The sequence below is a fragment of the Streptomyces sp. NPDC026589 genome (assembly GCF_040638385.1).
Lineage (GTDB): Bacteria > Actinomycetota > Actinomycetes > Streptomycetales > Streptomycetaceae > Streptomyces.
In genome coordinates this window covers 129,219-147,266 of record NZ_JBEZYG010000013.1, presented here as the reverse complement: position 1 = coordinate 147,266, position 18,048 = coordinate 129,219, and the positions used below count along the sequence as shown (strand labels likewise).

13 protein-coding genes are annotated in these 18,048 nt (G+C 72.4%); 4 read left to right on the top strand and 9 right to left on the bottom strand.

Annotated features, from left to right (window positions below):
* Nucleotides 1-57: 57 nt before the first annotated feature.
* The 5 genes from AB0F29_RS22975 to AB0F29_RS22955 form a co-directional block, all read right to left on the bottom strand.
* Nucleotides 58-1,200: an XdhC/CoxI family protein gene (locus AB0F29_RS22975; RefSeq protein WP_361874784.1), complete on the bottom strand. Its 1,143-nt coding sequence runs from the start codon at nt 1,198-1,200 to the stop codon at nt 58-60.
* A gap of 35 nt (nt 1,201-1,235) precedes the next feature.
* On the bottom strand, nt 1,236-2,693 hold the full coding sequence (locus tag AB0F29_RS22970; RefSeq protein WP_026290330.1) for an NCS2 family permease: 1,458 nt from the start codon (nt 2,691-2,693) through the stop codon (nt 1,236-1,238).
* A 347-nt stretch (nt 2,694-3,040) separates the two neighbouring features.
* Entirely contained in the window at nt 3,041-5,458 is a 2,418-nt protein-coding gene (gene pucD, locus AB0F29_RS22965) for a xanthine dehydrogenase subunit D (protein WP_361874781.1), read from the bottom strand.
* Complete coding sequence (locus tag AB0F29_RS22960; RefSeq protein WP_018956779.1) at nt 5,455-6,054, bottom strand: (2Fe-2S)-binding protein; 600 nt, start codon at nt 6,052-6,054, stop codon at nt 5,455-5,457. The genes pucD and AB0F29_RS22960 overlap by 4 nt, the downstream gene beginning before the upstream one ends.
* A gap of 2 nt (nt 6,055-6,056) precedes the next feature.
* On the bottom strand, nt 6,057-6,947 hold the full coding sequence (locus tag AB0F29_RS22955) for a xanthine dehydrogenase family protein subunit M (protein ID WP_361874778.1): 891 nt from the start codon (nt 6,945-6,947) through the stop codon (nt 6,057-6,059).
* 339 nt (nt 6,948-7,286) lie between these two features.
* Here AB0F29_RS22955 and AB0F29_RS22950 point away from each other — a divergent pair, with 339 nt between their 5' ends.
* The gene (locus tag AB0F29_RS22950; RefSeq protein ID WP_361874775.1) at nt 7,287-9,035 is read left to right on the top strand and encodes a PucR family transcriptional regulator ligand-binding domain-containing protein; all 1,749 of its coding nucleotides are present in this window, start codon (nt 7,287-7,289) and stop codon (nt 9,033-9,035) included.
* 173 nt (nt 9,036-9,208) lie between these two features.
* A complete protein-coding gene (locus tag AB0F29_RS22945) occupies nt 9,209-9,991 on the top strand; it encodes a hypothetical protein (protein ID WP_361874772.1) in 783 nt (260 codons plus the stop codon).
* Between the two features lie 46 nt (nt 9,992-10,037).
* Here the strand turns inward: AB0F29_RS22945 and AB0F29_RS22940 are convergent, their stop codons facing one another.
* Entirely contained in the window at nt 10,038-10,892 is an 855-nt protein-coding gene (locus AB0F29_RS22940) for a GntR family transcriptional regulator (RefSeq protein WP_361874769.1), read from the bottom strand.
* Nucleotides 10,893-11,038: 146 nt separating this feature from the next.
* On the opposite strand from AB0F29_RS22940, the gene AB0F29_RS22935 reads away from it, so the two are divergent.
* Nucleotides 11,039-11,887, top strand: coding sequence for a (2Fe-2S)-binding protein (locus AB0F29_RS22935; RefSeq protein ID WP_361874766.1), 849 nt, complete (start codon nt 11,039-11,041; stop codon nt 11,885-11,887).
* 192 nt (nt 11,888-12,079) lie between these two features.
* Nucleotides 12,080-13,174 (top strand): DUF2637 domain-containing protein, encoded by a 1,095-nt coding sequence (locus AB0F29_RS22930; protein WP_361874763.1) that lies wholly within the window; start codon nt 12,080-12,082, stop codon nt 13,172-13,174.
* Nucleotides 13,175-13,198: 24 nt separating this feature from the next.
* Here the strand turns inward: AB0F29_RS22930 and AB0F29_RS22925 are convergent, their stop codons facing one another.
* The 3 genes from AB0F29_RS22925 to AB0F29_RS22915 form a co-directional block, all read right to left on the bottom strand.
* A complete protein-coding gene (locus AB0F29_RS22925) occupies nt 13,199-13,564 on the bottom strand; it encodes an ATP-binding protein (RefSeq protein ID WP_361875071.1) in 366 nt (121 codons plus the stop codon).
* Nucleotides 13,565-13,927: 363 nt separating this feature from the next.
* Nucleotides 13,928-15,670, bottom strand: coding sequence for a pyruvate dehydrogenase (locus AB0F29_RS22920; protein WP_361874760.1), 1,743 nt, complete (start codon nt 15,668-15,670; stop codon nt 13,928-13,930).
* Between the two features lie 111 nt (nt 15,671-15,781).
* Nucleotides 15,782-18,034 (bottom strand): protein phosphatase 2C domain-containing protein, encoded by a 2,253-nt coding sequence (locus AB0F29_RS22915; RefSeq protein WP_361874757.1) that lies wholly within the window; start codon nt 18,032-18,034, stop codon nt 15,782-15,784.
* Between the last annotated feature and the right edge of the window lie 14 nt (nt 18,035-18,048).

The following is an 18,048-nucleotide window of genomic DNA, read 5'->3' as shown; positions in this document are numbered from 1 at the left end:
CCGTGGCGGCAACCCGCCCGGGACGGACGGGGTGTTGACGGGAGGTTGACGGACGTTTCAGGCCACCGAGGCGAGCGGCTGTCCGCTGCTGTCGTGATGGATCGGGGTATGCGCCCCGGTGAGCGGTACGCCGCTGCCGCCGCGCCGGACCGCGACGATCTCGGCGGCGATGGACAGAGCCGTCTCCTCCGGCGTACGGGCACCGAGGTCGAGGCCGATCGGCGAGTGCAGCCGGGCCAGTTCACGGTCCGTGAGCCCGACCTCGCGCAGCCGGTCGTTACGGTCCAGGTGGGTGCGGCGGGAGCCCATCGCGCCGACGTAGGCGACCGGGAGGCGCAGGGCGGCCTCCAGCAGCGGGATGTCGAACTTGACGTCGTGGGTGAGGACGCAGAGCACGGTGCGCGCGTCGGTCGCGGTCCCGGCGAGGTAGCGGTGGGGCCAGTCGACGACGATCTCGTCGGCCTCGGGGAAACGGGCCGCGGTGGCGAAGACCGGGCGGGCGTCGCAGACGGTGACCCGGTAGCCGAGGAACTTCCCGGCACGGACCAGCGCGGCGGCGAAGTCGATGGCGCCGAACACGATCATGCGGGGCGGCGGAACGCTGGACTCGACCAGCAGCTCGATCGGCCGGCCGCAGCGCGATCCCTCCGCGCCGATGGCGAGCGGCCCGGTGCGGCCCGCGTCCAGCAGGGCGCGGGCCTCGGATGCGGCGGTCCGGTCGAGCGCCGGATGGCCGCCCAGCCCGCCCTCGTGGCTGCCGTCGGCGCGGACCAGGAGCGGGAGCCCGAGCAGTTCCGCGGGTCCGTCCGTGACCCGCGCCAGCGCGGCCGCCGTCCCCTCCGCGGCGGCCGCGAGCGCGGCGGCGAACACCGGGCGGGCGGGGTCGTCGTTGCGTACCGGTGTCACCAGGATGTCGATGACGCCGCCGCAGGTCAGACCGACCGCGAAGGCGTCCTCGTCGCTGTAGCCGAAGCGCTCGCGGACGGATTTCCCGTCGTCCAGGGCCTGTTGGCACAGTTCGTAGACGGCCCCCTCCACGCATCCGCCGGACACCGAACCGATGGCCGTGCCGTCGCGGTCGACGGCGAGGGCGGCGCCGGGCTGCCGGGGCGCGCTGCCGCCGACCGCCACGACCGTGGCGACGGCGAACTCGCGTCCCTGCGAGACCCACCGGTGCAGCTCTTCGGCGATGTCCAGCATGGCGTATCTCCTTAGGCGGGAAGGGGGCCCGGGCGTCAGTGGACGCCCAGCCAGCTCTCGATCGGGTTGAGGGCGAAGAAGACGATGAAGATCACCGTCAGCCCCCACATGAAGGCCCCGACCTCGCGGGCCCGGCCCTGGGCGAGCTTGATGGCGCTGTACGCGATGACGCCCGCGGCGACACCGGTGGTGATGGTGTACGTGAAGGGCATCAGGACCACGGTCAGGAAGACCGGGATGGCGACCGACCGGTCGCTCCAGTCCACGTGCCGGGCGTTCTGCATCATCATCGCGCCGATGACGACGAGGGCGGCGGAGGCCACCTCGGTCGGCACGATCGCGGTGAGCGGGGTGAAGAAGAGACAGGCGGCGAAGAAGAGTCCCGTGACGGCGGAGGCGAGCCCGGTCCGGGCCCCTTCGCCGACGCCGGTGGCCGACTCCACGAAGACCGTCTGGCCGGAGCCCGAGGCGACCCCTCCGATGACGCCGCCGGCGCCGTCGATGAACAGCGCCTTGGACAGGCCCGGCATGCGGCCCTTGTCGTCGGCGAGCTTGGCCTCGGTGCCGACGCCGATGATGGTGGCCATCGCGTCGAAGAAGCCGGCCAGCACCAGGGTGAAGACGATCATGCCGACCGTCATCACACCGACGTCTCCCCAGCCGCCGAACTCGACGTTCCCGAAGAGCGAGAAGTCGGGGGCGGAGACCGCGCTGCCCTCCAGCTCCGGCGGGCCGCTGCTCCACTTCTTGGGGTCGATGTCGACGATCGCGTTGATGACGATCGCGACCAGGGTGCCGACGGCGATGCCGATCAGGATCGCGCCGGGGATGTTGCGCGCCTGGAGCATGAAGATGAGCAGGAGGGTCACGCAGAAGATCAGGACGGGCCAGCCGGCGAGTTCACCGGCCGGACCGAGGGAGACCGGGGTCGCCGCGCCCTTGTGGACGAACCCGGCCTTGTAGAGGCCGATGAGGGCGATGAAGAGCCCGATGCCCATGGTGATGCCGTGCTTGAGCGCGAGCGGGATCGCGTTCATGATCAGCTCGCGGAGGCCGGTGACCACCAGGAGACAGATCACCACACCGTAGATCACACACATGCCCATGGCCTGCGGCCAGGTCATGTTGGGCGCCACCTGCGAGGCGAGCACACCGGAGACGCTGAGCCCGGCGGCGAGCGCCAGGGGCACTTTCCCGACGAAGCCCATGAGCAGGGTCGTCGCGGCCGCCGCGAACGCGGTCGCGGTGATCAGGCCGGGCTGGCTGAGGAGATTGCCGTTGACGTCCTCCCCGCCCAGGATCAGCGGGTTGAGCAGGAGGATGTACGCCATGGCCATGAAGGTCGTGACGCCGCCGCGCAGCTCGCGCGCGACGGTGGATCCTCGTTCGGATATGTGGAAGTACCGGTCGAGCCATGATCTTCCGGCGGGGACGCGCGAGCCTGGGCCCGCACCTTCCGGACTGGTCTTCGGTTCCACTGACTGCTGGGTCATGATGCCTGACTCCCAAGGTTCACAGGGGCACCCGCTTGGAGATTCCTGAATGCGGGATTTGGGATGACTGCGTCGGCCGCACGACCCGGGGACGGCCGGGACGGACTGTTGAAGCAGAACGGATGTGCCGGCGGCACGGATGGCCCGTGAGGCGATGCCGTGCGCGCGGCACGGCGAAGAACCGCGAGCGGTGCGGTACTTGGTGCCTCCGGGCGGTGCGGGGTGCGGAAAAGTGTGACGTTCTCGGCGCTGCGCACCGCCCGGAGAGTTCGGGGGGACTGCTCGGAGTCCGGAACTGCTCGGAGTCTGCCGGGCGACGACCGGTGGGAGGTCGCCCGGCAGGTCTCTCAGGTGCTGGTGAGGTGTTCGGGCCGCACCGGCGTCCTGTTGAGCTCAAGACCCGTCGCGTTCCGGATCGCCGCGAGGACGGCCGGGGTGGACGACAGGGTGGGGGCCTCGCCGACGCCGCGCAGCCCGTACGGGGCGTTATCGTCGGCGAGTTCGAGCACGTCGACGGGGATGGTCGGCGTGTCGAGGATGGTGGGCAGGAGGTAGTCCGTGAAGGACGGGTTGCGCACCTTCGCGGTCTTCGGGTCGACGATGATCTCCTCCATCACGGCGACCCCCATGCCCTGGAGGGTGCCGCCCTGGATCTGGCCGAGGACGGAGAGCGGGTTGAGCGCCTTGCCGACGTCCTGGGCGCAGGCCAGTTCGATGACCTTGACCAGACCCAGTTCGGTGTCGACCTCGACGACCGCGCGGTGCGCGGCGAAGGAGTACTGGACGTGGCCGTTGCCCTGTCCGGTGCGCAGGTCGAACGCCTCGGTGGGCCGGTGGCGCCACTCCAGCTCGATGTCGATCGCCTCGTCCTCCAGGACGTCGGCGAGATCGGCCAGCACCTCGCCGCCGTCGGTGACGACCTTGCCGCCCTCCAGGAGGAGTTCGGCGGTGGCCCAGGCCGGGTGGTAGGTGCCGAATTTGCGGCGGCCGATCTCCAGGACCTGTTCCCGGACGGCCTCGCAGGAGTTCTTGACCGCGCCGCCGGTGACGTACGTCTGGCGGGAGGCGGACGTGGATCCGGCGGAGCCGACGCGGGTGTCGGCGGGGTGGATGGTGACCTGGTTGACACCGAGTTCGGTACGGGCGATCTGGGCGTGCACGGTGACGCCGCCCTGGCCGACCTCGGCCATCGCGGTGTGCACGGTGGCGACCGGCTCGCCGTTGATGACCTCCATCCGCACGCGGGCGGTGGAGTAGTCGTCGAAGCCCTCGGAGAAGCCGACGTTCTTCAGGCCGACCGCGTAGCCGACACCCCGCACGACGCCTTCGCCGTGGGTGGTGTTGGAGAGCCCGCCGGGCAGCGCGCGGACGTCCACGGAGGTGCCCTCGCTGCCCGCCGACAGCCACTGCTGCTCAGGCGGCAGCGGCCGGGACTTGACCCGGCGCAGCAGTTCGGCGACCGGGGCCGGCGAGTCGCAGGGCTGTCCGGTGGGCAGCAGGGTGCCCTGCTCCATGGCGTTGAGCTGCCGGAACTCCACCGGGTCCATGTCCAGCTTGGCCGCCAGCTTGTCCATCTGCGCCTCGTAGGCGAAGCACGCCTGGACCGCGCCGAAGCCGCGCATCGCGCCGCAGGGCGGGTTGTTGGTGTAGAGCGCGATCGCCTCGATGTCGACGTCCTCGATGACGTACGGGCCGACCGAGAGCGAGGAGGCGTTGCCGACGACCGCCGGGGAGGCGGAGGCGTAGGCCCCGCCGTCCAGGACGATGCGGCACCTCATGTGCGTGAGCTTGCCGTCCTTGGTGGCGCCGTGCTCGTAGTGGAGCTTCGCGGGGTGCCGGTGGACGTGTCCGAAGAAGGACTCGAACCGGTTGTAGACGATCTTGACCGGCTTGCCGGTGCGGAGCGCCAGCAGGCAGGCGTGGATCTGCATCGAGATGTCCTCGCGGCCGCCGAAGGCCCCGCCGACGCCGGAGAGCGTCATACGGACCTTCTCCTCGGGCAGGCCGAGGACGGGGGCGATCTGGCCGAGGTCCGAGTGCAGCCACTGGGTGGCGACGTACAGCTCGACGCCGCCGTCCTCGGAGGGCACCGCGAGGCCGGACTCGGGGCCGAGGAAGGCCTGGTCCTGCATGCCGAAGGTGTAGTCGCCGGTGACGATGACGTCGGCGCGCTTCGCGGCCTCGTCGGCGTCGCCGCGGATGATCGGCTGGCGGTGCACGATGTTGGGGTGCGGGACGTGGCCGATGTGGTGGTCGTCGCGGCCCTCGTGCACGAGCACGGCGTCGGGAGCGGTCGCCGAGGCCTCGTCGGTGACGAGCGGCAGCTCGCGGTACTCGATCCTGATCTTGGCGGCGGCGCGGCGCGCGGTCTCCGGGTGGTCGGCGGCCACGATGGCGACCGGCTCGCCGTGGTGACGGACCTTGCCGTGGGCGAGAACCGGGGTGTCCTGGATCTCCAGGCCGTAGTTCTTCATCTCGGCGGGCAGGTCGTCGTAGGTCATCACGGCGTAGACGCCGGACGTCGCCAGCGCCTCGGAGGTGTCGATGGAGACGATCTCGGCGTGCGCGACGGTGGAGCGCAGCGTCTGGCCCCAGAGCATGTCCTCGTGCCACATGTCGGAGGAGTAGGCGAACTCCCCGGTGACCTTGAGGGTGCCGTCGGGGCGGAGCGTGGACTCGCCGATGCCGCCCTTGGTGGGCGAGCCCTGGGTGATCTTGGTGGGGGTGCCGGCCGGTGCGGTCCGGGCCTCGGGTGTCGTCGTCATGACTGGACCGCCTCTTCCTGACGGGCGGCCGCGAGGCGGACCGCGTCGAGGATCTTCTCGTAGCCGGTACAGCGGCAGAGGTTGCCGGAGAGCGCCTCACGGATGTCCTGGTCGGACGGCGAGGGGGTGTTCTCCAGCAGCTCGTCGGCGGCGACCAGCAGGCCGGGGGTGCAGAAGCCGCACTGGACGGCTCCGGCGTCGATGAACGCCTGCTGGATCGGGGAGAGTTCGACGGCCTCGCCGGTCTGGCCGTCGGTGGGCCTGGACTGCCAGCGCTTGGCGGCGTCCAGGCTGGTGCCGCAGGCGCCGGAGGCGCAGCCGCCGCCGGGGTGGGCGTCCTCGCGGTGCTTGGCGTAGTCGGCCAGGCCCTCGACGGTGACGACCTCGCGGTCCTGGACCTGGCCGGCGGCGACGAGGCACGCGCAGACCGGGACGCCGTCGAGGCGGACGGTGCAGGATCCGCACTCGCCCTGCTCGCAGGCGTTCTTGGAGCCGGGCAGGCCCATGCGCTCGCGCAGGACGTACAGGAGGGACTCGCCCTCCCACACGTCGTCGGCTTCCTGCTGACGGCCGTTGACCGTGAAATTGACTCGCATGGTTACGCAGCTCCTTCCAGCGTGCGGCCCGCGCCGCGGTACTGCTCCCAGGTCCAGCCGAGCGTGCGGCGGGCCATGATGCCGACCGCGTGCCTGCGGTACTTCGCCGTGCCGCGCACGTCGTCGATCGGGTTGCAGGCGCCGGACGCGAGGGTGGCGAACTGCTGGGCGACCGCGGGGGTGATGATCTTGCCGTTCTCCCAGAACCCGCCCTCTTCGAGCGCGGCGTTCAGGAACTCCTCGGCCGCCTCGGCCCGGACCGGGGTGGGGGCGGCCGAGCCGATGCCGGTGCGCACGGTGCGGGTCTCGGGGTGCAGGGCGATGCCGAACGCGCAGACGGCGATGACCATGGCGTTGCGGGTGCCGACCTTGGAGTACTGCTGGGGTCCGTCGGCCTTCCTGATGTGCACGGCGCGGATCAGCTCGTCCGGCGCCAGGGCGTTGCGCTTGACCCCGGTGTAGAAGGCGTCGATGGGGATCAGCCGCGTTCCGCGTACGGATGCGGCCTCGACCTCGCAGTCGGCCGCGAGCAGGGCCGGGTGGGCGTCGCCCGCCGGCGACGCGGTGCCGAGGTTGCCTCCGACACCGCCGCGGTTGCGGATCTGCGGGGAGGCGACGGTGTGCGAGGCGAGCGCCAGACCGGGCAGCTCGGCGCGCAGGTGCTCCATGATGCTGCTGTACGGCACGGAGGCGCCGAGCCGCACGCTCTCCTGGCCCACCTCCCACTCGGACAGCTCACCGATGCGGTTCAGGTCCAGGAGGTACTCGGGCCGCCGGTGGTCGAAGTTGATCTCGACCATCACATCGGTGCCGCCCGCGATGGGCACAGCGGTGGGGTGCTCGGCCTTGGCGGCGAGCGCCTCCTCCCAGCTGGCGGGGCGAAGGAAGTCCATGAGTGGCTCTCTTCTTCTCAATCGGGTCGTTCGCCGGGGAGCTGGGGACGGCCGGCCCTCGACTGGCTCGTTCATATGGTGTTCACGTGGTGTGTGGCCCAGTACACAAGCCCTGCTCCTACCGGTGCAGTCACCGAAACACTGAAGGAGTTGGCTGGTGTCCGCCCTCGTCTTGTAGATTCGAACGAATGGCGGGAATCAGTAACCTCGCCGCAATCAACAGATACCCGTATCCCTCACGGCTCCCCCACCCCACGGCCTCCTTCACCCACTTCCACCCCCACCTGCTCCTTCGAGAACTTCACCTGCTCCCCCTACGGAAAGATCGGCGGCGACGAGATGCGGCTGCGCGCACTGCTGGAGAACGACGCGCTGGGCCTGCGGCTGCTCGGCGGCGAGGACGAGCTGGACCGCTCGGTCCGGGGCGTCATGACGACCGACCTGCGCGATCCCAGCCGCTACCTCTCCGGCGGGGAGCTGGTGCTCACGGGCCTCGCCTGGCGCCGGGACGCGGCGGACTCCGAACCGTTCGTCCGGATCCTGGCGGGCGCCGGGGTGGCCGGTCTCGCGGCCGGCGAGGCGGAGCTCGGCGACATCCCCGGCGATCTGGTCGAGGCGTGCGCGCAGCACCGCCTCCCCCTCTTCGCCGTGAACGAGACCGTTGCTTTCGCGACGATCACCGAGTACGTCGTCCGCCAGGTCTCCGGTGAGCGGGCGGGCGACCTGGCAGCCGTGGTGGACCGGCACCGACGGCTGATGACCTCGGGCCCGGCGGGCGGCGGCCCCGAGGTGGTCCTGGACCTCCTCACCTCCGACCTGGACCTGCGGGCCTGGGTCCTCTCCCCCACCGGCCGCCAGATCGCGGGGGCGGGCGCCCCGCTGCCCGGACCGCTGGCCGCGGTGCTGGCCGGGCACCACCTGGCCGCGACCCGTACCGGCCGCCGGGGCCCGCACCGGGCGGCGGTCGCCGGCACGACGTATTCGCTCTTCCCGATCCGGAACACCGGCCGGGGCGCGGTGCCGGCCGCCCGCGACGTTCGGGAGTCGGTGCTCTCCGACTGGCTGCTGGCGGTCGAGGCCGACGCCTCGGACTGGCCCGCCGCCCGGCTCGACCTGCTCCAGGGCGTCACCCAGCTGATCGCGGTCGAGCGCGACCGCCGCGACGCGGCCCGTACGGTACGCCGCAGGCTCGCCCAGGAGGTCCTGGAGCTGGTCCAGGCGGGCGCCGCCCCCGCCGAGATCGCGGCCAGGCTGCGGGTCGCCGCGCCGGTCCTACTGCCCGGCCTCGGCGTGGCCCCGCAGTGGCGGGTCGTGGTGGCCCGGGTCGACTGGAGCGCCGGGGGCCAGGCGGCCGCCGGCGACATCGCGAGCGGTCCGGTGGCCCAGGCGCTGCTGGAGGAGATCCTCGTCGACCCGGCGGTCAGCGGCCCCGACTCGGCCGACCGGATCGCCGTCGCCCACACGGGCGAGGAGGCCATCGCCCTGGTGCCGCTGCCCACGGCCACCACCGCGGCCGCGGGCTCCGGGGAGGGCGCTTCGGGCGAAGCCGCGCGGGCGGACGTCGAGGACGCCGACGCCCTCGACGAGGAACCCGGGCTGCACGCCGACGCACTGCTCGCCTCCGTACGCGAGCCGCTCTCCGCGGGACTCGCCGACGACGGCCGGCTGACACTGGGTGTCAGCGCGGCCGTGCATTCCGCCGAAGGGCTGCGCGGCGCGCTGGAGGAGGCCCGGCACGCCCGCCGGGTGGCCGCGGCCCGTCCGGGGCGGGTCTGCGCGGCCGGTCACCACGAGCTGGCCTCGCACGTGCTGCTGCTGCCGTTCGTCCCCGACGACGTCCGGCGTGCCTTCACCGCCCGGCTGCTGGACCCGCTGCGCGACTACGACCGGCGCCATCGGGCGGAGCTGATCGAGACGCTGGAGGCCTTCCTGGACTGCGACGGGTCCTGGACCCGCTGCGCGGCCCGGCTGCACCTGCACGTCAACACGTTGCGCTATCGCGTCGGGCGAATCGAGCAGTTGACGGGGCGTGACCTTTCGCGTCTGGAGGACAAGCTCGACTTCTTCCTCGCCCTGCGCATGAGCTGACCTTCGGGCCGCGCGACGGGGCCCGGCGGGCCCCGTCGCGCCCCGGCCGATTGTGAAATCTTTCACCTGACATTGTCCGGACCCCTTGGCCCGGCGTGCCAATCCGTGCTGAGATGCGCCGTACCCAACAGCACAATGGCGCGCTCGGGGAGGGCAATGTGGCGCATACCGCCATGTCTGGTTCCGGAACGACAGCAGATGACGATCCTCCGCTCCAGACCGCGGTATGGCGGCTGCGCTCACGCGCCTGCTGGACTGACGCGGCCGCGCTGCTGGAGCACGACGCGAGCACGGAACCGGCCGCCGCTCTCCAGCGCACCGCGCTGCTGACCGAGCGGTGTCTCTACACGGGAGAGGGCTGGACCGACGCCGAGGACGCCCTGCGCACGGCGGAGGCCATCGCCCGCACCGACGACGAGCGCGGGTCCGCCGCCTCCGAGCGGGGCCATCTGGCGTACGCCTCGACCCTCCTGGCGGTACGGGACCGGGCCGACGAGGCGAGCGTGGCGCTGAGCCGGTCGGCGGCGCTGCTGGCGCCCGCGTCCCCGGCCCGGCCGCTGCTGGACTTTCGGCGCGGGCTGATCGCCCAGAACATCGCGGAGTCGCCACAGTCGGCGCGCGCCGCGTTCCGCCGGGCGCACGCCGGTGCGGCGAACCGGGGCGACGAGTTGCTCCTCTCGTCCACCTGGCGGCATCTGGCGGCGCTCGCCCTGCGCGAGGGGGAGCTGGCCGAGGCCCGGCACGGCTTCGCGGAGTCCCTGCGGATCCGGGAGGAGCTGGGGTTCCTGGTCGGTACGGCCCCGGCGCTGATCTCCCTCGCGAAGACGGAGGAGGAGCCGGAGGCGGCGCGGCTGCGGGCCGAGGCAGGCCGGCTGTTCCGGCTGCTGGGCGGCGTGCCCACCTGGCTGGCCCCTCACCTGGGCCCCCCGGCCCCGCGCACCGCCGAGGCGAGCTGAGGCAGGGTCGTCCCGCGGCCCCCCGGGGCCGCGGACACCGCCCCGGTCAGCCGTCGGCGCCGGCGAAGTGTTCGCGGACCAGGGCCTGGACGACGGCGAGGTCCTGGGAGACGAGGGCGTCGAGCAGGGCGGTGTGCTCGGAGGCGTCGGCCAGCAGGTCGGCCCGGCGGGTCGCGGGGCCCGAGACCAGCGGCCACTGGGAGCGCCGGTGCAGTTCGTCGGCGACGGTCACGAGCTGCTCGTTGCCCGACAGCGTGAGGACCGCGCGGTGGAAGGCCCGGTCCGACTCGGCGTAGGCGGCCCGGTCGCCGACGGCCGCCGCCGTGACCGTGGCCTCCGCCAGCGGGCGCAGACCGCTCCAGCGGTGCGCCGGGACCGTACGGGCCAGGCTCAGCATCACCGGGACCTCGATCAGCGCCCGCACCTCGGCCAGTTCGGCCAGTTCGCGGGGGCCGCGTTCACTGACCCGGAAGCCGCGGTTCGGCACGACCTCGACGGCTCCCTCGACGGCCAGCCGCTGCATGGCCTCGCGCACCGGCGTGGCGGAGACCCCGAAGCGGGCGCCGAGCGCGGGGGCGGAGTACACCTGGCCGGGCACCAGCTCCCCGCCGACGAGGGCGGCGCGCAGGGCGTCCAGGATCTGGCCGCGGACGGAGTGGCGCTGGACGACGGCACGCGGCGCGGGAGGCTCGCTGTGGGTGTGTTCGCCCCGGGCCGCCTGTTCTCCCTCGGCCGGGCGCCCGCCGGTCCGCGGGGCTCCCGCCTGCTCGCATCCGGCCTGCGTGCCCCGGGCCTGTTCCGGCACCCGGCACTCCGGCATCCGGGCTTCCGCCGGGGTGCGCGGGAACGCTCCCAGGGCGTACGCCGGACGTGCGCTCTCGCGCGCGCTGCCCTGCTCCACCCGGACCTCCTCCGCCTGCCACGGGCCGACTCGCGTGCGCCGGACCTCCTGTGCACGATAGAGGGAGGAGGCTGCGGTTCAAACATCGACGGCATCGGGTAAGGTAAGCCTTACCTGCAAACGATCCCGATTCGGTGGTCCCCTGCATGACCCTCTCCCCGCCGTTCACCGGCACCGCGACGTCCCCCGTGACCGCCGCGTACACCCGCCTGACCGAGGTGTTCCCCGGGCTGCGGGCCGACGTGCTCGACGGCGACGCCGTGGCCCCGTCCGGAGCGGGCTGGGTCGGCGCGGCGGAGCTGGCCGCCGGTGGCCCCGCCGTGGACGCCTTCCTCGCCTGGGACAACGCCCAGGTGCTGCGCGACTACGGCCGGCAGGCCCGTCCGGACGTGGTGGCGAGCTTCGGTCTCCACCGGTACGCCTGGCCCGCCTGTCTGCTGGTGACGGTGCCCTGGTTCCTGCAGCGCCGGGTGCCCCGGATCCCGGTCGAGGACGTGGCCTTCCAGCGGGCGCTGGGGCATCTGACCGTGCGGGTCCGGGAATTCGTCTGTCTGCCGGACGACCCGGCCGCCACCCTGCCCGGTGCCCGGGTGGTCGCGGACGAGGCGGCGCTGCGGGCCGAGGTCCTGACCTCCCTGACCGAGCACCTCGGTCCGGTACTGGAGGGCTTCGGGCCGCGCATGCGGCGCGGGAAGCGGGCCCTGTGGGGGATGGCGACCGACGAGATCGTCGAGGGCCTCTGGTACATCGCGCACCTGCTCGGCGAGGAGCGCCGCGCCATGGCCGAGCTGGAGCTGCTGCTGCCCGGCACGACCAAGCCGTACGTCGGCACCGCCGGCTTCCGCGAGCTGACCGGACCCGACGGCCGGTCGCTGCCGACCCGGGACCGGGCGAGCTGCTGCCTCTTCTACACGCTGCGCCCCGAGGACACCTGTGTGACCTGTCCGCGTACCTGTGACACGGACCGGGTGCGGAAACTCGCCGCAGCTTCCTGATCCACACCGCCCGTCCGAATGACGTGGAATCGAACGCGACCCGACTCGGTCGAGCGACCGTTCGAGAAGATTCCACCCATCGATAGCCTCTCCCACCCCCATGGCGTGCTCTTGTCCCGAAACCACCGGAGCGGGACGGGAATTCCGTCACGATGGCGCACGAAACGCCCTACGTGACGCAAGGGACCGCGCATGAGACTGACCGACATATCGCTTGACTGGCTGCTTCCGGGCGCCGTACTGCTCGTGGGGGTCATGGCGGCGGTGACGGTGGTCGCACGCGGCAAGCGTGCCGCCGGCAAGGCCGCGGCCGACGACTCCTGGGAACGCAGCGAGGAGCGCCGCAGACGCAAGGAAGCGCTGTACGCCACCGCCAGTTACGTCCTGCTGTTCTGCTGCGCGGCGGTCGCCGCCGCGCTCTCCTTCCACGGGCTCGTCGGCTTCGGCCGGCAGAACCTGAACCTCACCGGAGGCTGGGAGTATCTGGTCCCGTTCGGGCTGGACGGGGCCGCGATGTTCTGTTCGGTGCTGGCCGTACGGGAGGCGAGCCACGGAGACGCGGCGCTCGGCTCCCGGCTGCTGGTGTGGACGTTCGCCGGGGCCGCCGCCTGGTTCAACTGGGTGCACGCCCCCCGGGGCATGGACCACGCGGGCGCACCGCACTTCTTCGCGGGGATGTCCCTCTCGGCCGCGGTGCTCTTCGACCGCGCGCTGAAGCAGACCCGCCGCGCCGCGCTGCGCGAACAGGGCCTGGTGCCCCGGCCGTTGCCGCAGATCCGGATCGTCCGCTGGCTGCGGGCGCCCAGGGAGACCTTCGGCGCCTGGTCGCTGATGCTCCTGGAGGGCGTCCGCACCCTGGACGAGGCGGTGGACGAGGTGCGGGAGGACCGCAGGGAGCGTGAGCAGGACCGGCTCCGCCGACGCGACCAGGAGAAGCTGGACCGGGCCCGTATCAAGGCCCTGAACCGGCAGAACCGGGTCTGGGGACGCGGTGGACGGGGCGACCGGCAGCAGGACGTGCCCGCCATCGCCGCGGGCGGCGCGGCGCCGGCCGTCGCGGAGCCCGCCATAGCAGAGCCGGGTCAGCTGCCTCTGCGACCCCGGCCATCCCTGCAAGCCGTCGGCCCGAAGCAGGCGGACGGTTCGGGCTCGAAGAGCCTGGACGCTTCGAGCCGGGGAAGTGACCCGCGGACCGTCGACCTCACTGCCGAGGACGACACCCAGACACTCCCCCGGCTCGACTCGCTGGAACAGAAACTGAAGGATCTGGAGCAGCAGTTCGGGTGAGAGCGCCGTGCGGCGGAGGGCCCCTCAGGACCTTCCGCCGTGCAGCTCGAACCAGACGACCTTGCCCAGGGCCTGTGCCTCCACGCCCCAGGCGTCGGCCAGACTCCGGACCAGGATCAGGCCCCTGCCGTGCGTACCGTCGTCGGCGTTCGGTACGTACGGCGCGGGCAGATCCTCCGAGGCGAAGTCCTGGACCTCCACCCGCAGTCGGGCCGGCGTCGCCGTGGCGGTGACCACGGCCCCGTGCCGGGTGTGGATGAGAGCGTTGGTCACCAGCTCGCTCACCAGCAGCTCCGCCGCCTCGGTCCGCTCCTCGTCGGAGCTGTCCCGGAGGAACTCCCGCAGCTCCCGGCGCACTTCGCCCACCGCCGACCGTTCGGTGTGGCCCACCCTGCGGCGCATCCGGGTCGGCGGTGGCCCCTCGCCCGGTCTCCGGCCACGGGGGCCACGCCCCTCGATGACCGCGGTCCTTCTCTGACGCTTCGCCATTTCCCCCGCCCGCACAGTGGACCGACCTCCTCTGACCCGGCCGCTCGTCGAACAGCCTCACGAGATGCATGCCCCTGTACGTACACGGTCACGCTTGTCGACTCGTCAAGAGGTGAACGGTCAGGAGCGGCGAGGGGCGCACGGAACATCCCACCCGCGCACGCCATCACCGCACAGGCGCAGCTCCGGCCAACATCTGGCGTGTGCGCCGGAGTTGACGTCAGCAGCGGCCTGAGGGGCAGGGTCAGGCCGGCCCCCACCGACTCAAGGACGGGGAACGTTACGGAGGTTGGAACGGGCCATCTGGAGCATCCGGCCCACTCCGCCGTCGAGCACGATCTTGCTCGCGGAGAGCGCGAAGCCGGTGACCATGTCCGCGCTGATCTTCGGCGGGATGGAGAGCGCGTTCGGGTCGGTGACCACGTCGACGAGCGCGGGCCCCTTGTGCTTGAAGGCGTCCTTGAGCGCGCCCTGCAACTGCTTGGGCTTCTCCACGCGTACACCGTAGGCGCCGGCCGCACGGGCGATGGCGGCGTAGTCGGTGTTCGCGTTGTCCGTCCCGTAGGACGGCAGGCCCGCCACCAGCATCTCCAACTCGACCATGCCGAGCGAGGAGTTGTTGAACAGGACGACCTTCACCGGCAGGTCGTGCTGGACCAGGGTGAGGAAGTCGCCCATCAGCATGGAGAATCCGCCGTCGCCGGACATCGCGACGACCTGCCGGTTCAGGTCGGTGAACTGGGCGCCGATCGCCTGCGGCAGGGCGTTGGCCATCGAGCCGTGGCTGAACGAACCGATCACCCGCCGCTTGCCGTTGGGTGTCAGGTAGCGGGCGGCCCACACGTTGTTCATGCCGGTGTCGACGGTGAACACGGCGTCCTCGTCGGCCATCTCGTCCAGCACCGAGGCGACGTACTCGGGGTGGATCGGGACGTGCTTGTCGACCTTGCGGGTGTAGGCCTTGACCACGCCCTCCAGGGCGTTCGCGTGCTTCTTCAGCATCCGGTCCAGGAACTTGCGGTCGGACTTGGGCTTCACCCGGGGCGTCAGGCAGCGCAGGGTCTCCCGCACATCGCCCCAGACCGCGAGGTCGAGCTTGGAGCGGCGGCCGAGGTGCTCGGGGCGCACATCGACCTGGACGATCTTCACATCGTCCGGGAGGAAGGCGTTGTACGGGAAGTCCGTGCCGAGCAGGACGAGGAGGTCGCACTCGTTGGTCGCCTCGTACGCGGCGCCGTAGCCGAGCAGCCCGCTCATCCCGACGTCGTACGGGTTGTCGTACTGGATCCACTCCTTGCCGCGCAGCGCGTGCCCGACCGGGGACTTGACCTTCTCGGCGAACTCCATGACCTCGGCGTGCGCCCCGGCCGTGCCGCTGCCGCAGAACAGCGTCACCCGTTTGGCCTCGTCGACCATGCGGCAGAGCTTGTCGATCTCGTCGTCGCCGGGCCGTACGGTCGGCCGCGCGGTGACGAGGGCGTGCTCGACGCTCTTCTCGGGGGCTGGCTTGGAGGCGATGTCGCCCGGCATCGAGACGACGCTGACGCCGCCGCGCCCGATGGCGTGCTGGATCGCCGTCTGGAGCAGCCTCGGCATCTGCTCCGGGTTGGAGATCATCTCGTTGTAGTGGCTGCACTCCTGGAACAGCAGCTCCGGATGGGTCGCCTGGAAGTAGCCGAGACCGATCTCACTGGAGGGGATGTGCGAGGCGAGGGCCAGCACCGGGGCCATCGAGCGGTGCGCGTCGTACAGGCCGTTGATGAGGTGCAGGTTGCCCGGCCCGCAGGAGCCGGCGCAGGCCGCGAGCTCGCCGGTGACCTGCGCTTCCGCACCGGCCGCGAAGGCGGCGGTCTCCTCGTGGCGGACGTGGATCCAGTCGATGGCCGGGTTACGCCGGATGGCGTCCACGACGGGGTTCAGGCTGTCGCCGACGACGCCGTACAGGCGTTTGACACCTGCCCTGGCGAGGATGTCGACGAACTGCTCCGCCACGTTCTGCTTGGCCATGGGTGCGCACCCTTCCTTGCCCGTGCTCCGTGCACTTCGGTTGTCCGGACTCCGGAGCCCGAAACACCGTTGCGGCGAGCTCCGGAATCCATCAACCCACGGCGTGCGCGGTTACGCCTCCCAGACCGCGGCGCAGGTGCGGTCGTCGGCGTACCCCTTGATCCGGAGCTGGGTGTCGGCGAGGAAGGCGGGCAGTCCGGGCGGTCCGGCGCTCCCCCAGCGCTCGGCGAGCTCGCCGGGGAGCGCCGGCTCGCCGCGCATCGGCTCGGCGAGTCCGTTGCTGCACAGCAGCAGCGTGTCGCCTGGGCGGGCCACGGAGGCCCGGAAGCGGAAGGGCTCGGCGGGCTGCCGCGCGGGTCCGTCGGCGTTCGGGGACGACGGTGCGGCGATCTGAAGGTCCATGGTCAGCCGGTCACCGTCCGGGCCCTCCTCCTGCTCGTCACCCGCCGGCGGGCCGCCGCCCTCCGGGACGTGGGGCTCCAGGTCCTGCCAGCGTCCGTCGCGGAGGCGGAAGAGGCCGCCGCCGCCGACGCCGAAGAAGACCCGGGTGCGGCAGTCCGGGTCGGCAGACAGCAGGAGGCACCGGAGGCTCGCGGTGTACGCGCCCGACGCGATGCCGAGTTCGGCGGCGCGGGCGCGCAGCTTGCCGTACGTACGGTCGGTGAGCCGGTGCAGCCCGGCCCTCAAATCGTCCCGGCGGCCCGCTCTTATGTCCTCGGAGAGCCGGAGGTGGCTGCGGGCGACGGCACCGCCGATCCAGCGGCAGGCGTCGGCCGCGGCGAGGTGCGCCGCTTCGCCGGCCCGGTCGCCGCCGGCCACGGCGACGAGGACGAGGGCGCTCTCGGCCGCCCCGAAGCGGGCGGTGAGCAGCCCGTCGCGCCGGGGTTCTCCGCGGAAGCGGGCGGAGTCACCGCGTACGGAGGCGGTGCGCAGGGTGTACGTCCCGTACCGCGCGCCGTCCAGGACGGTGTCGGGGGCGAGGCCGTCCAGGTTCTCCGAGGTGGCGGAGGGCAGGGCGGCGGGCTCGGCGTCGTAGGTGGGCGGCCGGTCCCCGAGGTGGCCGATCGACGGCCGGCCGCCGGTCGCTTCGCCGTCGGCGGGATCCGGCGGAAGTGCGTGCAGGGCGCCGGGGTCGGGCGCGAGGGCGGGCTCGGGCGCTTCCGGCACGCGCGGCGCGGCGAACGTCCGGGGCCCCGGCTGCCCGGCGGGCGCCTCCCAGGGGGCGGGAAAGACGGTGGTGCGGGGGGCGGCCGGCTCCGGCCCGGCGGGTGCGGCCGCATGCGGCACCGGATTCCGCTTCGGCACCGGCACGGGGGTCGGCTCCGGCTCCGGCACGGCATCAGTGGCCCGCGCCGGCTGCCGGTCGGGCTCCGGTGCCGGAGCCGGATTCCGCTCCGGTTCGGCATCAGCGGCCCGCTCCGGCTGCCGGTCGCGCTTCGCATACGCGTCCCAGGCCGACCGGGGGTCGGGCATGAGCTCCGGAGCCGCTTCAGGATCCGGGACGGGGTCCGGGACAGAGTCCGGGACGGGGTCCGGGACGCAGTCCGGCAACGGCTCCCGCTGCGCCACCACGGGCCGGCTCCGTTCGGGCGGCGGCCGGTACGCGTCCGCGTACGGGTCCTCGTACGCGTCGCCGTACGGGTCCCGGACGGTCTCGGGCACAGCAGCCCGGTGGTCGCCCACCGGGCTGCTCACCCGGCTGCTCACCGTGTCCGACACGGAGTCGAAGCGGTCGTCGAGGCTGTCGGCCGCACGGCCGGGACCGGTGTCGTGCGCGGTCTCGTCGTACAGCTTGCGCCACCAGTCGTCCTCGTGGGCGGCGGGCTTCTCCCCCTGCTGACTCATGCCCATATTGTCCACCGCGAAGGCGGCCCGAAAACGGGACATCGGGAAAATGTGGCGCGCGCATGGGTCCGAGTGAGCGGCGTCCCGGGGAGTCGGGAGCCGGCGCGAGGGGCACCTCGACGGTCGCCCCGGCGGGCACGGTGACACGGTGACGGACTTCCGGCCGAGCGACGCGATCGTGGAGCGGACGGTCGAGCCGTCGTTCCCGGTGACGCCCGCGACCTTCAGCGAGAGGGGGACCGGCTGGCCGCTCGTGTTGGTGTAGGGCACGGCGACGGTGGTGCGGTCGCTCCTGTCCTGCGGCCGGTTGAAGGTGCCGCCCTGTACCGCCGGTGCGCCGAGCACGGGCGTACGCACGGCGCGGTCGACGTCGAGACGGCCGCCTCCGGTCTCGCGTACGTCGCCGGGGACGGCGCTCCGTGCCGAGGAGACGAGGGCCGCCTTGGTCTGCTGGGCGGTCCAGTCGGGGTGACGCTGCTTCACCACGGCGGCGGCGCCCGCGACATGCGGGGCCGCCATCGACGTACCGGACA

Excerpts from the sequence above, each read along its gene's own strand:
- AB0F29_RS22975 (WP_361874784.1), bottom strand. The coding sequence starts at position 1,200 with ATGCTGGACATCGCCGAAGAGCTGCACCGGTGGGTCTCGCAGGGACGC.
- AB0F29_RS22915 (WP_361874757.1), bottom strand. The coding sequence starts at position 18,034 with ATGGCGGCCCCGCATGTCGCGGGCGCCGCCGCCGTGGTGAAGCAGCGT.
- AB0F29_RS22945 (WP_361874772.1), top strand. The coding sequence starts at position 9,209 with ATGTCTGGTTCCGGAACGACAGCAGATGACGATCCTCCGCTCCAGACC.
- AB0F29_RS22950 (WP_361874775.1), top strand. The coding sequence starts at position 7,287 with ATGCGGCTGCGCGCACTGCTGGAGAACGACGCGCTGGGCCTGCGGCTG.
- AB0F29_RS22920 (WP_361874760.1), bottom strand. The coding sequence starts at position 15,670 with ATGGCCAAGCAGAACGTGGCGGAGCAGTTCGTCGACATCCTCGCCAGG.
- AB0F29_RS22960 (WP_018956779.1), bottom strand. The coding sequence starts at position 6,054 with ATGCGAGTCAATTTCACGGTCAACGGCCGTCAGCAGGAAGCCGACGAC.
- pucD (WP_361874781.1), bottom strand. The coding sequence starts at position 5,458 with ATGACGACGACACCCGAGGCCCGGACCGCACCGGCCGGCACCCCCACC.
- AB0F29_RS22930 (WP_361874763.1), top strand. The coding sequence starts at position 12,080 with ATGAGACTGACCGACATATCGCTTGACTGGCTGCTTCCGGGCGCCGTA.
- AB0F29_RS22955 (WP_361874778.1), bottom strand. The coding sequence starts at position 6,947 with ATGGACTTCCTTCGCCCCGCCAGCTGGGAGGAGGCGCTCGCCGCCAAG.
- AB0F29_RS22970 (WP_026290330.1), bottom strand. The coding sequence starts at position 2,693 with ATGACCCAGCAGTCAGTGGAACCGAAGACCAGTCCGGAAGGTGCGGGC.
- AB0F29_RS22935 (WP_361874766.1), top strand. The coding sequence starts at position 11,039 with ATGACCCTCTCCCCGCCGTTCACCGGCACCGCGACGTCCCCCGTGACC.